Source organism: Luteolibacter sp. AS25, from assembly GCF_046736275.1.
Classification (GTDB): Bacteria; Verrucomicrobiota; Verrucomicrobiia; order Verrucomicrobiales; family Akkermansiaceae; genus Luteolibacter.
Genome location: NZ_CP151837.1, coordinates 2,752,952 through 2,766,561, shown reverse-complemented (window position 1 = coordinate 2,766,561; position 13,610 = coordinate 2,752,952). Strand labels below are relative to the sequence as shown.

The window sequence follows — 13,610 nt, the reverse complement described above, 5'->3', positions numbered from 1 at the left end:
GGTATGCTGGCAGGATCGAGTCGACTAGTCTCTTTGCTTTAGGGGATTCCACTAAATATCCTTTGTGAAAAAGTTCAGAATCGTAGGGCGGAATTTCAGCACTCCCTCCTCGTGGATGAGTTTCCCGACCGGGCGATCCTTTATAGTTACCCAGAGTACTGGAATTTCTACGGCGGCGGCCGCAGTAAGCGATTCGGATTTCCCTGGAAGAAGGGGCAGGGGGGGGAGGCCTTTTATAGTCTCGGTGAGAGTAGAAATTTCCTTCCGGGCATGCATGAGATCGCTGAAGCTGGAAAACTTCGCGATCCATTTCGATTCCTCGAAACATATTCGGAAATCGAGTTTATCGCACTGGAGGCGCATACTCCCGCGGATGGAGAGGCCACTGAGATTAATGGGCATTGTTGCGGGTGCGGATTTTCATGATGCCGTTTACTTTCCATGTGGCGCTGTCGGCTGATACTCCTGTTTTGGCCGGAACCTGGACTTCCAGGTTTTCCACTTCGTAGATGATCTCAGCATTGCGCTCGGTGAGTTTATCATAGAGCCCGATTGCGAGTGCCGGCCAGGAGTTGGTTTGCGTGTTTTGTTCCATGGTGAGAATTCTAGGTTTGATCCGCGAAGATGCAAATTCCGGCATCGTCTAATTCGGCTCGCAGGGTGGAAGCACGGTAGTCTATGGTGTCCCGAATATGAGGCAGGATGGGCTTGAAGAGATGATTGATCGGGGAGTTAAAACGCTCCTAGCTGTGGCCGAGGTAGTGCCGAGACGTGAGAACCTGGACCGGGAGCTAGGGGAGGCGGATGCGGCTGAGGCGCGTGGGTATTATCTACCGGATGAGGATGAGCGTCTGAGGGAAGTTTTTGCGAGGTATCTCCAGGTGAGAGCGTCAATACGCGAGGTGGTGGCGGCTGCGGAGCCTTGGGTGGACCGTGGACATGAGCTGGATGTGCGGGTGAGATTGCGGATTTTCACAGTGGGTTTTACGGCTGCCTGTCTGTTGATCAGGACAGGATCATTTCTGATGCGGGTGGTGGATGGGCGGAGTGTGCTGCGGCAGAAACTGGATGAGGCGGAGCCGCGCTACGGGATTCCAAGAAAGTCACTTTATGAGGTTTACCGGCTGCAAAGTTCGGTGCCCAGAATGTGGAAATTCCATCAGGCATGGCGTTTTTACGATGAATACCGGGGGAGGATTTCTGAGCTGGCGGGAGATGAGCTGGTGGGTGAAATTTTAACGATTCTAGAGGAGGAAAAGCCATTTATGGAAACTTCGCTGCGTGGGCATGTCCTGCGGCGCTACCGTTACCGGCTGTATTCCTGGATGCGGAGGAATAAGTCCGGTTTTGAGAATACGATGTTCCAGCTCTTCGAGATCGGAGGCCGGACGATTTCCGAGCTGAGGGATCCTACCACGGGGCTGGCGGCGCAACCGAAGCGTGTCCCGGGTGCTCCCTTGGAGGCTATTGCCAGTTATCTACAGCCAGGGGATATTATTGTGACGCGGCATCAGGATGCGCTGACGAATCTTTTTCTCCCGGGGTTCTGGCCGCATGCGGCACTTTATGTTGGGAAGCAGGCGGAAGGCGGATCGATCGTGGAGGCCAAGAAGGATGGGGTGCGGCTGAGGGACCTGGAGGAAACTCTAGCAGTGGATGCTTTCCTGGTTCTGAGGGCAAAAGGTGCCTCGGAAGTTGATTTTCAGGAGGTGGTGAAACGAGCGCTGAGCCATGTGGGGAAGCTATACGATTTCGTATTCGATTTCAGGCAAGCGGATAGGCTGGCCTGCACGGAGGTGGTTTACCGCAGCTGGCATGGTGTGGCCGGAATGAAGTTCCGCCTTGGCGAAACGGCGGGAAGATTCTGCCTGCCTGCCGAGGAACTGATCTCGCAGGTGTTGGAGAGTGGAATCTTCGAACTCACCGCCTTTTTTGGCCCCGGTTGCCGGGAGGTGAGTTTCGGTGAAACGGCAAATAAGCGTTATTTAGCCAGCCGCGAGGGATAGCTCGGCGATTTTTTTGCAGAGTTCCGGGAAATCAAGGCCGGCGGCGGCGGCGGATTTTGGCAGGAGAGAGGTTTCTGTCATGCCCGGGATCGTATTTGCCTCGAGAACGTATGGATTGTTATCGGCGTCCAGCATGACATCGACGCGGGAGTAAACTTCGAGATTGAGAGATTTATGCGCGGCAACGGCGGCGGCTTGGACTGCCATGGTGGTTTCCAGATCCAGATCCGCGGGGCAGATGTATTGGGAGCCGGTTGTTTTGCCGGAAAGCCAAGGATATTTCGTGGCCATATCGTAAACGCCTTCAGGTGGGATGATGTGTATGACCGGGTAGGCCTTGCCATCAATGACGGGGACGGTGAGTTCCGGGCCGGAAATGAATTCCTCGATGAGAAGGTCCTTGGAGTGTTGGGAAGCTTTGGCGATCGCGGCTTCAGCTTCTTCCTGGGTTTTCACGATCTCGATACCGACGGATGAGCCTTCGCGTGGTGGTTTTACCACGAACGGTGCCGGGAAGCCGGGCAGGACGGGGCCGTTGGAGCAATCAATGATTTCGGATTTCGGGGTGGGGACTCCGGCGGCGAGGAATGCTTGCTTGGCTAAATTTTTGTCGAAGGCGATCCGGGATGATTCCGAGCGTGCGCCGGTGTAGGGGATTCCCTTTTCCTCAAGGATTTTCTGCAGTCTGCCATCCTCGCCGAAGGTGCCGTGTATGAGGTTGAAACAGAGGTCGGTGCCCTCGGGGAGATTGATTTCCTCGGAGGTGACATCGACCGGGACGGCATCGAGCCTGAGGGACTGGAGGGCTTTGAGGACTGCGTTTCCGGAGGCAAGGGATACCTGTCGTTCTGAGCCGGGACCGCCCATGAGAACTGCGATTTTTTTAGACGAAAGCATTGCTGTTTCTAGCCGGAGATCGTGATTGGGACAGGTAAAAAATCAGGATTATGGGAATGGGGTTCCGCGGGTGTGAAGTTGCAATTCAATCACGCGTTATACCCTGCATTTTGCATTGCAGGCTGGGGAGTGGGGCGCTGGGAGGCCCGTGGGTCGGGGGTCGGTGGTGTGGCATGTGGGAAGCTAAACGGCTGGACGGGCCGCGTTTTGTGGCGGAACGAGTGAATCTGGAAAACCATGGAACGAATTTATCTGGCAGAAGTCTATGGGAGCCCCGGTGCTCTTGTGGAATCGCGATTTTCTTTATTTTTCGTTGATCCGGGTCCGTGGAATGGGAGCAGGCGGCGGGGGGAACTTGTATAGGGATCGGGATAGATGAGAGAAATGTTTGGGTCGTTCGTCTGGGATATGTGGTTTGTTGCCATGATCCTGCTCGCCTGTGTGCCGTTGGCAGCAAAGGTATGGGCTTTGGGCGGCGGCATGCTGGAAGCTTCAATTCTACCGGAGGGTGGTCCGATGGTAGGGGTGCCGTTTTTCTCCGTGCATGTGGCGATTCATGATGAGCCTCCGGGGTTGGTCATCGAGACGTTGGAGGCGTTGATGAGATCGGACTATCCGGCCGAGCGCTTCGAGGTGATCGTGATCGATAACAATACATTCAATCCGGCAGTTTGGATGCCGGTGGCGAAATGGTGTGAGGGGAAGGGCGATGGGGTCAGATTTTTTCACCGGGATCATGTCCGGGGGGCGAAGGCCGGAGCCTTGAACATTGCTCTTGAGGAGACTGCGGCGGAAGCGGATCACGTGGTGGTAGTCGATGCCGACTACCAGGTGTTCCCGGGTTTTCTGAGGAGGGCGGCAAGTCTGATGAGTGGGGAGAGGTTTTCCCACGTCCAGTTTCCACAGGCTTATCGGGGAGCGGAGGGCTCCCCGTTGGTGGCGGAATACGATCAATATTTCCGCGCGTATGGCCGGCTGGCCGGGAGGAGCTCCTCCATGTTGTTGACGGGGACCATGAGTGTGATCCGCAAAGAAGCTCTGCAGGAGGTGGGCGGATGGCCGCTGGAAACCATTACGGAAGATGCGCATCTGGGTGCGAGGCTCCTGGCGAACGGAGGGCGCGGGATATTTGCCGATGAGATCCAGGGGACCGGATTGCTGCCAAATTCCATTCCCTGCCTCTCGCGCCAACGGGTGAGATGGGCGATGGGCAATGCATGTGTTTTAAGGAAATTATTGGGGGTGAGCGGGGATCTTGACGGGCGTTTCCCTTTGGTGGCTGGGCAGCTGTGTGCGTGGTTGCAGGGGCTGTATCTCCTGGTTCCACTGGTTTTTCTCGCAGAGCTAGGCGCGGGGCTGGAGGGGTGGAGGTATCCGGTCATCTTCGTAGCGCTACTGCTTGTGGCAGGGGAGTTTGCCTTGGTGGCAGCGACGGTGAGGGGTGATGCGAGGTTGAAGCTGGAGGCCTCGCTGGTGCGTCTGGCGTTGAGCGAGGAGGGGGCGAGAGGGCTCTTGGGGCTATTGCCATTTCATCGGCCGGTTTTCATCCGAACGCCGAAGGATGGGTCTCCGGAGGAACTGTGTAAACTCTGCGGGGTGGTGCGTGCCACGGTATGGGTGATGTTGTCTGTTCTGCTGATATTCCAAGGGTTTCCGGTGTTCGCGACACTGGCTCTATTTCTTTGTCTCCGGAGTCTGTCACGGCTGCGCCTCGCGCGTATTCTCAAGCGTGGTGCGGCGCGGATGGAAGACGCGGCTGTCTGTCCCGCCAACTCCGATTATTCCCCAACCTAATCTATGAAGACTGCGATCGTAATACCTACCTACAACCGAGCTTCCTGCCTGGCGGGAGCATTGAGAAGCGCCCTGGGGCAAAGTTACCCGGATATCCGGGTCATCGTGATTGATGATGCCTCGAGCGATGACACCGGGAAAGTGGTGGAGCCATTTCTGAATGATAGCCGGGTATCCTATGTGAAACTTGGTAAGAACGTGGGAACCGCGCTCGCCAAGAACCTGGGAATTGCACTTTCCGATTGTGAGGCGATCACTTTCCACGATTCCGATGACGAGGCGGAAAGGCATAAGATTCTGCTACAGACGCGGGCGATATCGCTGCGCGGTAAGGCGGATGAGATTCTGGATTGGGAAATTCTGGGGTATGCGCCGGGATCCGAGCTGGCAGTGGATGTCGTGGTGGGTGCGCACAAGTTCATCAAGCTGGATGGATCTGTGTTTACGATCGGGAAGCGGGTCTCGCTGGTGGACGATTTCTTCCCCACGATCCAGAGCCCTTCGAAAACGGAAGGAGATTGGGTTTTAATCAACTCGGGTCTGTTTAGGAAGAGTTGCTTCCACCGTTTGGGAGGCTATCTGGACAGTGTCGAAGAGGACCGGGAGTTGAGAAACAGGCTGCTGGCCTCAGGGCATATCTTCCATTTTATCGAAGAGCCACTACTGACAAAAGTGGAGACGGCGGTATCGCTGACGACGGATGGAGATACCGGCTACCGTGGAGAAAGGCGTAGGGCCGACCGTGAGGAGGTGTGGAAGAGGAATCGTGTGTACCGGAATGGAAAGTGGGGAAGGGCAGCGGCCGAAGCCGGGAAAGTGGTGGTGGATTTCCGTGCCATTGAGATCGAGGGGATCCGCAATGGCGGGGAGTTGGTGGTGGACGAGGACTTTCCGATGACGGCGGGGAGCCGCGACCATCTTTCTGAACAACTTGCGAGATGCCTTTGAACCTACTCTTCATAGATGTGGACTGCCCGCGGCCGCTGGATGGGAGCTCCCTCGACCGGGAGCCGCTGGGCGGGACGGAATCGACTCTGTTCCGCATTGCGGAGGGGCTGTCGGGGACCGGCAGGTATAGGGTGGCCATCGCACAGCACAACCGGGAAGAAACGCTGGAAATGAATGGGGTGGGGTATGTTCCCTTCCGGGTGGGAGAGCCATCCGTTCCTGATCCGGATGTGATCGTCGTGTTGCGGAGTTTCAAAACCCTCAATGGGCTGCGGAAGATTTTTCCGGGCTCGAGGATGTTTCTGTGGATGCATTGTTTCCCCGGTAGCAGGTGGAAAAAGGCCGGTCCGATGCTTGAGAGGTGTGCCACGACCGCGATCTGCGTTTCCGACTTTCTGCGGGAGCGGATGCGGGATGTTCTCGGTGAGAAGTTGCCGATGGTGACGATTTATAACCCGGTGGTTGTCCGGGCGGAGGCTGCCGAGACCGATGTCGACAAACTGGTTTTCTTTTCCTCACCACACAAGGGGCTGGAAGAGGTTCTCCGGCGGTTTTCCGAGATCCGAAGCGAGTTCCCGGCGATGCGGCTGTATCTGGGGGACCCGGGGTATTGGGGCGGTCCGGTTCCGGATGATGTGCCCGGGGTTGTCCGTCTGGGGCATCTGCCGCCCAAGGAGATCCATGCGGAGGTTTCCACGGCGTTGTGTGTTTTTTATCCGCAGAGGAATTTTGAGGAGACCTTCGGTCTGGTGTTCGCGGAGGCAAACGCGCTTGGTGTGCCGGTGCTGGCCCATGGGATCGGGGCGGCGGTGGAGGTGCTGGAAAAGGGTGGGCAGGGACAGGTGGTGAATTGTACTCCGCGGAATGTCCTGGAAACCATCCGGCTGTGGAGGGCGGGCGGCCGGCCGGTGGTGCGTGAGGCTCCGGAGTTCTCCATCGCGAGGGTGCTGGCGGAGTGGGAGGAATTATTCAAAACGAACAAAACCGGCGTATGAGTGTGTATGAGAAATTGGCCTCAATGGATGCCATGATGGAAAAGGAAGGCCCGGGGGCGGGAATTGAACTTCTGAGGCAGCAAGGATATCTGAGCGTGTGTCTGCCGGAGAGATGGGGCGGGCGGGGATGGGAGATTTCGCCCGCGGGGATGTTACCGATGCTGGAGCTTCTGCGGGAGATCGGGCGAGGTTCACTGGCGGTTGGGAGAATCTATGAGGGGCATGTGAACGCGCTGAGGCTGATACATAGTTTTGGGACTGCCGAGCAGAAGTCACGATGGAGTGGTGATGCGCTGGACGGATGCTGTTTCGGTATCTGGAACACAGGTAGGCCGGAGGAGGATGTGAAATTTGTGAAGGGGCAGGATGGGAAAATTTTCCTGGAAGGGGCGAAGGTCTTCGCCTCCGGGGCCGAGTGGGTGGATAGGCCTATTATTTCCGCGAAAAATTTCGATGGGGGATCGCAGTTGCTGGTAATCGCTCCGGCGGGAAGCGGGCTGGAGTTTGACCGGACGACATGGGATCCAATGGGGATGGCCGGTTCTGTCAGTCATCGCCTGGATGTGACCGGAGTGGAGGTTTTTACGGAAATGTTGCTTGGCCAGCCGGATTGCTATGCGAGGCAGCCGTGGCTTTCGGGTGGAGCGATGCGTTTCGCGGCGGTTCAGTTGGGTGGAGCGGAGGCGCTTCTGGAGATTACCAGGCAGCATCTGCGGGCGACGGGGCGGACGGATCACGCCTACCAAGAGGAACGTGTTTCGAAAATGCTCACGGATTGTGAGAGCGGTAGGCTCTGGCTGGGAGGTGCGGCCGAACGCGCGGAGGCGGCCGAGAGCGAGCCCGAAAGGCTGGTCCATTATGTGGGGATGATGCGCAGCGCGATTGAAGGAATCTGCTTCCGTACAATACAGAGGGCGCATCAGTGTGTGGGACTCCAGGGGATGCTGAGGCCGCACGCGATGGAGAGGGTCTCGAGAGATCTGATGACGTATCTGCGCCAGCCAAATCCGGATGGCTCGCTGATGGGGGCGGGGCGCTACGCGCTGGGGATCGCGGAACCGTTGGAAAGTCTATGGAAAGGAAAGAAAGAATGAAGAAGAACCCGAATTTACATCGCTCCCTGCTGGCCGATCCGGAATCCATCGCGGTATGTGAGCTGGAAGAAGCTGTGCCGGGCGGAGTTTTGATGGTGGTTGCACCGCACCCGGATGATGAGAGCCTGGCCTGCGGCGGATTGATCGCCCTAGCGCGGGAGTCCGGCAGGGAGGTTCGGGTGGTGATAGTGAGTGATGGGAGTGCTTCCCACCTGAACTCCAGGATGTATCCTGCGGCCGCGCTTGCCGAATTGCGGCGGGGAGAGGCGTTGGCGGCGTTGGAGATTCTTCGCGTGGGGGAGGGTGAGACGAGTTTTTTGGAGCTTCCGGATGGGAAGGTGCCGCACGATTGGGATGAGGGATTTGAAAAAGCGGTGGCGAGGATGGCTGAGGTGATTGAAGAGGTGGACCCGGATACGATTTTCACTCCGTGGAGGCGGGACGTTCATCATGATCATATTGCAACGACCTCAATTGTGACGGAGGCACGGAAACGGATCCTGCACGAGATTAGGGTGGTGGAGTATCCAGTGTGGGTGTGGGAGGCGGACAGCCATGACAAGGCGCCGACCAGCGGAGAGATGCGGGCGTGGCGGCTGGATGTGCGATCAGTGCTTGGTAGGAAAAAGGCGGCCATCGCCGCGCATGCCTCGCAGATGACAGATTTAATTTCGGACGATCCGGCAGGGTTTGTGATGAACGACACGCAGCTGGCTCGATTTACGGACGGTTATGAAATTTTTTTCGAGCCGGCGGAAGCGGCTGAGGACGAGACGCTGGGTAGTGGATACTTTGAAGGGATGTATGTCAGGGAGGAGGATCCGTGGGAATTTGCGACGAGCGAGTATGAAGCTGCGAAATATAAGGAAACCCTCGTAAGCCTTGGACGGGAAAATTACGGGCGGGTGCTGGAACTGGGCTGTTCAATCGGGGTTTTCACGGAGATGCTGGCGGGGAGGTCGGAGGCGTTGTTGGCGGTGGATGCTTCGGGGACAGCGGTGGGCAGAGCTCGGGATCGATGCAAAGGATTGGAGAACGTAGTGGTGCGGGCAGGTTTTCTTCCCCGGGAATGGCCGGAAGGTATATTTGACCTGATCGTCATCTCGGAGGTCGCCTACTATCTGTCCCGCGCCGATCTGGAGATACTGTTTGACCGGGTGGTCGAGTCGCTGCCGGCGGGCGGGGAAGTGTTGATGGTGCACTGGACACCTTTTGTCGCGAGCTATCCGCAGACCGGGGATGAGGTTCACGACTACGCGCTCGGGAGGCTGGATCTGAAGCGCGTGGGGGGGCGGCGGGCGGAGACCTACCGGATTGATGTATTTGAAAAAGCGATGAGCTCGCCGTGAAGTGTGGGGACGGGAGGTCTGATCCTTTGCTCCAGGTAGGATTTTGCATCGCGGAATGGAACGGGCCGTTGAAGAGGGTTTGCCTGGCGGGCGGTCTCCAGATCTTCCATGAAAAGTTCAACCGGTGGTTGTTCAGCGAGTATGGCCAATGCTTCCCGATACGAAAAGCCATCAAACCGAAGGTCGGCAACGAGACGGGCAGCACGCTCGATGGATTCCGGATGGAAGGTTTCGAGACGTTTCCGGATCCGCGATCTGGTGCTGTAGTAGCGGATGAAAACATCGGGTGATTCCACCATGTAATCGCCATCGTTCCGGGCGCAGTCGGTCCAACCGCACAAGGCATCGGCAAGACCGCCTGAAACCCTCCCGCAATCGCGCCCCGAGGTGCTGACCCTGACCAATGGGGAGTGGCGGACGAGATGGCCGGCTGCGAGGATCATCCGGTGGAATGCGATGTCCTCTCCTCGTTCCAGGGAGGGGATCCCGCCGATTTCCGTGTGGATTGAGGCACGCACGGCGTATGATGCGGCCGTGTGGATTTCGTGGCGGAGCCCGGGCTCATGGGCGACGGGTTCCAGTTTCGCCGCGAGCTCCGAGCAGAGGCGCCGGTAGGTCTCGTAATCGTGCTGATAGCGGGTGATGGCAGGAGTGGTGAGAATCACGCCTGTGAAATCTACCTCGATACAACCGGCGACCGCGGAGATGTTTGGTTTCATTTCCCGCCTGGTTTGAAAGATCCATTCCGGGGAAACGCCGGTGTCTGCATCAGTGGTGGCTACAATGCCATCGGGTTTATTCAAGGATGACAGGCGGCTGGCCGCGAGCTCGGTGATGGCTTTTCTGGCTGCACCGACTGTGGCGTCTATGGCAGTGGTCTCCCACTCGATCACATGCACCGCCGGCCGAGGGCCTCTCACCGCCGCGCGGGCTGCCGCGGCGGTTTGGTCGGTGCAGTTGTGAGCGAGTAAAAGGATTTCGAAAGAATCCGGATCGATCGGATTCCCCGCAGGGTCGGTCTGTATGAGGAGAGCCCGGAGGGTCTCAGCAATCAGGGATTCCTCGTTGTGGGCGGGGATGGTAACGATGAAATCGAGGGACGGATGAGGTGCCGGAAGGCGGGGATTGAGAAGATATTTCATCATCCATTGATGATTTCACCGCCGTTGGGGTGGAGGACCTGGCCGGTCATGTAGCGGGATTCCTCGCTGGCGAGAAAAACGTAGCAAGTGGCACATTCCCATGGCTGGCCTGCCCGACCGAGCGGGGCCTGGGAGCCGAATTCCGGGATTTTTTCCTTGGGAAAAGTGGAAGGGATCAAAGGAGTCCAGATGGGGCCTGGGGCCACTGCGTTAACACGGATACCTTCTCCGGCAAGGTTTCCGGATAGCGATCGGGTGAAGGAAACGATGGCACCTTTTGTTGCGGAGTAGTCGATGAGTTTCGGGCTGCCGCGGTAGGCGGTGACCGAGGTGGTGGTGATGATGGATGCGGAAGGGGATTCCCGCAGATGAGGAAGGGCTGCCGCAGCGAGGAAAAACATGGGAAATACGTTTGTTTCGAAGATTTTGCGGAGTTGTTTCTCGGAAATGTCTTCGAGGGACTTCTGTGGGTGTTGCTCAGCTGCGTTGCTGACGAGTATGTCGAGCTTGCCGAGTTCATCGACTGTCTTTTGGACAGCTTTCTGGCAGGCCTTTTTCGCGGAGACGTCGGATTTGATCAGGAGGCACTTGCGGCCTTCCGCTTCGACGAGGGAGGCCGTGTCGCGTGCGTCACCGTTTTCCTCAAGGTAGACGATGGCGACGTCCGCTCCTTCCCTGGCGTAGGCGACGGCGATGGCGCGGCCGATTCCCGAGTCGCCGCCGGTGATGAGGGCGACCTTGTCCCGGAGGCGGCCGCTTCCCTTGAGGTTCGGGTTCTCGTATTCTGGTGCCGGGACCATTTCGGATTCGCGGCCCGGCTGCCGGCTTTGTTTCTGGGCAGGGCGCTGTTTTTTCGTGGCTTTTTTCTTGGAACTGTTTGGCATTTGGTGGCTATCGCGGTTTCTGACCGGGTAGCGGGGTCTGTACCATGCCTGGATCCCTTGAAATTCGGGCTATAGGGCCGTAGGGAGAATCTTTTTTTGTGCAAATTGCAAAGAGCTGGTGACTTTTTGCGCTGGCGGGGCTCAGAAAGTCCACTCGTCTTCGCCGATGATTTTTACCTCGGTTTCGAGGGTGACGCCGCGTTCAGTTTTGGCGGTTTTCTGGATAGAGGCGATGAGTTCGAGAATTTCCGTAGCAGTGGCTTTGCCATTGTTAGTGATGAAGTTTCCGTGAACTTCCGAGACTTCCGCTTTGCCGACGGAAATGCCTTTGAGTCCAAGAGAATCGATCAGGCGGCCTGCGGCGATTTCGGGTGGATTTTTGAAGGTGCAACCGGCGGAGGCGGCGATAGGTTGGGAGTTTTTCCGTTTTTCGCGGGATTCGTTCCAGCGGTCCTTGATGTTATCGTGGGTGTCGTTCTTCCCTTTGAAGACTGCCTGGAGAGCGAAGTGGCGGCGGAGTTCCTGGACGTTGCGGTAGGATGCCTCGATTTCCTCCCGTTCACGTGTGCGTATGACTCCGTCTTCATCGAGAAACGTGACGCGGACGACCTGGTCGAAGGTTTCGATACCCATGGCTCCGGCGTTCATGCGGAGGGAGCCGCCGACGTTTCCGGGAATGCCTTCCATCCACTCGAAGCCGCCGATGCCGTGTGCACCGGCGAAGGATGCGAGTTTCTTGAGCCGGACGCCAACTCCTGCGGAGACGTGGCCTTTTTCATCAATTGACAGCTCGGAAAATGCGCCACCGGTAGGGTGGATGACTGCGCCACGGATGCCGCCGTCTTTCACGAGCAGATTGGAGCCGCGGCCGACGACGCGGATGGGGATGCCTTGCTCACGGCAGGAATCCACGAGAAATGCGAAGGCGTAGAAGGAATGTGGTTCCAGCCAATATTGTGCGGGGCCACCAACCAGAAGGGTGGTGTGTTTCCGCATGGGCTCGTAGAGCTTTGCGTCGATTTCGCCCTCGGGCATTACGTCGCGGAGGTCTTCGAGAATTTTGAGGTCCGCGGCGATTTTCGTGCCTATTTCGTGGATGTTTCCCGCGCCGAGGGTGAGGAGGAGATCGCCTTGCTCGAGAGAGTTCCCGACGGTGTGGTGGGCGGTTTCGAAATCAGGGAGGTAGGTGCCGGGTATGGTGCCGTGCTCCTTCATGGCATCGATAAGTGTCTGTCCGGAAACGCCCGGGATCGGAGCTTCCGAGGCAGGGTAGACGTCTGTGATGAAGACGCGATCCGCGGCCTGGAGGACTTTTCCGAACTCGTCCGATAGCAGCTGTGTGCGGGTGTAGCGGTGCGGCTGAAAGAGGACAATGAGGCGGGAGGGCTTTAGTGAGCGGGCTGTCTGCAGAGTCGCGGCGAGCTCGGTCGGGTGGTGGCCGTAGTCATCGACGAGGCGGAAGTGCTTGGAGCGGTATTTCGTCTCGAAGCGGCGTTTCGCTCCGGCAAAGGAGGAGAGTGCGCGGGCGATGTGCGAGAATTCCGCGCCGCAGATGTCTGCGGTGGCGATGGCTGCGAGGGCGTTGAGGATGTTGTGCTCGCCGGGGATGCCGAGTTCGATATCGCCGAGGACTTCGCCGTCTTTTTTAACGGTGAATGCGGATGAGCCTTTGAGATCGCGGATGTTGGAGGCGGTGTAGTTGGTCTCTTCATCGGTGGTTTCCCAGCCATAGGACACGGAGTTTTCGCGGGCGGAGCAAATTTCGTGGGAGGTGGGGCATTCCGCGCAGTAAATGATTTTACCTGAGGTCTGGTCCGCGAGTTTTGTGAAGACTTCTTTGACGTGATCTAGGTCGCGGTAGAAGTCGAGGTGCTCTGCCTCGATGTTGAGGATGACGGAGTGCTTTGGCTTGTAGAGGGCGAGGGTGCCGTCTGATTCATCACCTTCGGCTACCATGTATTCGCCTTCTTCCTCCCATTTGGCATTTGCTCCGAGGATGGGGATTTCCGCGCCGACGTAGTAGGAGGGCAGGAGGGCTGACTCACGGAGGAGGTGTGCCGTCATGGAGGACGTAGTCGTTTTCCCATGGGTGCCGGAGATTACCATGCCGGCTTTTGTATGGAGGATTGCGGCGAGGCATTCCGCGCGGCGGATGAGGGGGATTTTGTTTTCTAATGCAGCATCGTAGGCGGGGTTCCCGGGCTTGATGGCGGAGGAGTATACGACGATGTCCTGACCTTTGATGGGCTCTGCGGTTTGCGGGGAGGAAAAGATAAGACCCAGCCCTTGCATGCGATCTGTTTCCGAGGTGGTGACGCGATCACAACCGGAGACTGTATGACCCATGCCGAGGAGTAGGAGGGCGAGGCCGCTCATGCCGGATCCGGCGACACCGATGAGGTGGATTTTCTGAGGGGTGGATAGATCGGTGAGCTGGGAAGTGAGATCGGACATTGGCGCGTGCGGGATTTTTAGATGGGCAGGGGATTTGCGGCAATGAG

The 13,610-nt window shown here is 57.7% G+C and carries 12 protein-coding genes; 6 read left to right on the top strand and 6 right to left on the bottom strand.

Translation table 11 applies throughout. The annotated features are described in order from the left end of the window. Positions 1-51: 51 nt before the first annotated feature. Entirely contained in the window at positions 52-402 is a 351-nt protein-coding gene (locus AAGA79_RS12745) for a hypothetical protein (protein ID WP_411826187.1), read from the bottom strand. Further along, positions 392-595, bottom strand: coding sequence for a hypothetical protein (locus AAGA79_RS12740; protein WP_411826186.1), 204 nt, complete (start codon positions 593-595; stop codon positions 392-394). Before AAGA79_RS12740 ends, AAGA79_RS12745 begins: the two co-directional genes overlap by 11 nt. A gap of 97 nt (positions 596-692) precedes the next feature. Here AAGA79_RS12740 and AAGA79_RS12735 point away from each other — a divergent pair, with 97 nt between their 5' ends. Continuing rightward, positions 693-2,006: a YiiX/YebB-like N1pC/P60 family cysteine hydrolase gene (locus AAGA79_RS12735; protein WP_411826185.1), complete on the top strand. Its 1,314-nt coding sequence runs from the start codon at positions 693-695 to the stop codon at positions 2,004-2,006. Here the strand turns inward: AAGA79_RS12735 and AAGA79_RS12730 are convergent. After that, positions 1,986-2,903 (bottom strand): D-alanine--D-alanine ligase, encoded by a 918-nt coding sequence (locus AAGA79_RS12730; protein ID WP_411826184.1) that lies wholly within the window; start codon positions 2,901-2,903, stop codon positions 1,986-1,988. The genes AAGA79_RS12735 and AAGA79_RS12730 overlap by 21 nt on opposite strands. Before the next feature lie 384 nt (positions 2,904-3,287). Here AAGA79_RS12730 and AAGA79_RS12725 point away from each other — a divergent pair, with 384 nt between their 5' ends. Genes AAGA79_RS12725 through AAGA79_RS12705 form a run of 5 tightly spaced genes read left to right on the top strand, consistent with a single transcriptional unit; the run spans position 3,288 to position 9,083 of the window. Continuing rightward, complete coding sequence (locus AAGA79_RS12725) at positions 3,288-4,697, top strand: glycosyltransferase family 2 protein (protein ID WP_411826183.1); 1,410 nt, start codon at positions 3,288-3,290, stop codon at positions 4,695-4,697. Positions 4,698-4,700: 3 nt separating this feature from the next. Then, a complete protein-coding gene (locus tag AAGA79_RS12720; RefSeq protein WP_411826182.1) occupies positions 4,701-5,645 on the top strand; it encodes a glycosyltransferase family 2 protein in 945 nt (314 codons plus the stop codon). Further along, the gene (locus AAGA79_RS12715) at positions 5,636-6,640 is read left to right on the top strand and encodes a glycosyltransferase family 4 protein (RefSeq protein WP_411826181.1); all 1,005 of its coding nucleotides are present in this window, start codon (positions 5,636-5,638) and stop codon (positions 6,638-6,640) included. The genes AAGA79_RS12720 and AAGA79_RS12715 overlap by 10 nt, the downstream gene beginning before the upstream one ends. After that, positions 6,637-7,734, top strand: a complete 1,098-nt coding sequence (locus tag AAGA79_RS12710) for an acyl-CoA dehydrogenase family protein (protein WP_411826180.1) — start codon at positions 6,637-6,639, stop codon at positions 7,732-7,734. The genes AAGA79_RS12715 and AAGA79_RS12710 overlap by 4 nt, the downstream gene beginning before the upstream one ends. Next, positions 7,731-9,083 carry a PIG-L family deacetylase gene (locus AAGA79_RS12705; protein WP_411826179.1) on the top strand — a complete coding sequence of 451 codons (1,353 nt, stop codon included), beginning with the start codon at positions 7,731-7,733 and terminating at the stop codon, positions 9,081-9,083. Before AAGA79_RS12710 ends, AAGA79_RS12705 begins: the two co-directional genes overlap by 4 nt. Here AAGA79_RS12705 and AAGA79_RS12700 read toward each other — a convergent pair. The 3 genes from AAGA79_RS12700 to murC form a co-directional block, all read right to left on the bottom strand. Next, entirely contained in the window at positions 9,041-10,228 is a 1,188-nt protein-coding gene (locus AAGA79_RS12700) for a glycosyltransferase (RefSeq protein WP_411826178.1), read from the bottom strand. The genes AAGA79_RS12705 and AAGA79_RS12700 overlap by 43 nt on opposite strands. Continuing rightward, positions 10,225-11,109: an SDR family oxidoreductase gene (locus AAGA79_RS12695; RefSeq protein WP_411826177.1), complete on the bottom strand. Its 885-nt coding sequence runs from the start codon at positions 11,107-11,109 to the stop codon at positions 10,225-10,227. The genes AAGA79_RS12700 and AAGA79_RS12695 overlap by 4 nt, the downstream gene beginning before the upstream one ends. Before the next feature lie 141 nt (positions 11,110-11,250). Further along, on the bottom strand, positions 11,251-13,563 hold the full coding sequence (gene murC / locus AAGA79_RS12690; RefSeq protein ID WP_411826176.1) for a UDP-N-acetylmuramate--L-alanine ligase: 2,313 nt from the start codon (positions 13,561-13,563) through the stop codon (positions 11,251-11,253). Between the last annotated feature and the right edge of the window lie 47 nt (positions 13,564-13,610).

Excerpts from the sequence above, each read along its gene's own strand:
- AAGA79_RS12725 (WP_411826183.1), top strand. The coding sequence starts at position 3,288 with ATGTTTGGGTCGTTCGTCTGGGATATGTGGTTTGTTGCCATGATCCTG.
- AAGA79_RS12695 (WP_411826177.1), bottom strand. The coding sequence starts at position 11,109 with ATGCCAAACAGTTCCAAGAAAAAAGCCACGAAAAAACAGCGCCCTGCC.
- AAGA79_RS12735 (WP_411826185.1), top strand. The coding sequence starts at position 693 with ATGAGGCAGGATGGGCTTGAAGAGATGATTGATCGGGGAGTTAAAACG.
- AAGA79_RS12705 (WP_411826179.1), top strand. The coding sequence starts at position 7,731 with ATGAAGAAGAACCCGAATTTACATCGCTCCCTGCTGGCCGATCCGGAA.
- AAGA79_RS12730 (WP_411826184.1), bottom strand. The coding sequence starts at position 2,903 with ATGCTTTCGTCTAAAAAAATCGCAGTTCTCATGGGCGGTCCCGGCTCA.
- AAGA79_RS12700 (WP_411826178.1), bottom strand. The coding sequence starts at position 10,228 with ATGATGAAATATCTTCTCAATCCCCGCCTTCCGGCACCTCATCCGTCC.
- AAGA79_RS12720 (WP_411826182.1), top strand. The coding sequence starts at position 4,701 with ATGAAGACTGCGATCGTAATACCTACCTACAACCGAGCTTCCTGCCTG.
- AAGA79_RS12715 (WP_411826181.1), top strand. The coding sequence starts at position 5,636 with ATGCCTTTGAACCTACTCTTCATAGATGTGGACTGCCCGCGGCCGCTG.
- AAGA79_RS12745 (WP_411826187.1), bottom strand. The coding sequence starts at position 402 with ATGCCCATTAATCTCAGTGGCCTCTCCATCCGCGGGAGTATGCGCCTC.
- murC (WP_411826176.1), bottom strand. The coding sequence starts at position 13,563 with ATGTCCGATCTCACTTCCCAGCTCACCGATCTATCCACCCCTCAGAAA.
- AAGA79_RS12740 (WP_411826186.1), bottom strand. The coding sequence starts at position 595 with ATGGAACAAAACACGCAAACCAACTCCTGGCCGGCACTCGCAATCGGG.
- AAGA79_RS12710 (WP_411826180.1), top strand. The coding sequence starts at position 6,637 with ATGAGTGTGTATGAGAAATTGGCCTCAATGGATGCCATGATGGAAAAG.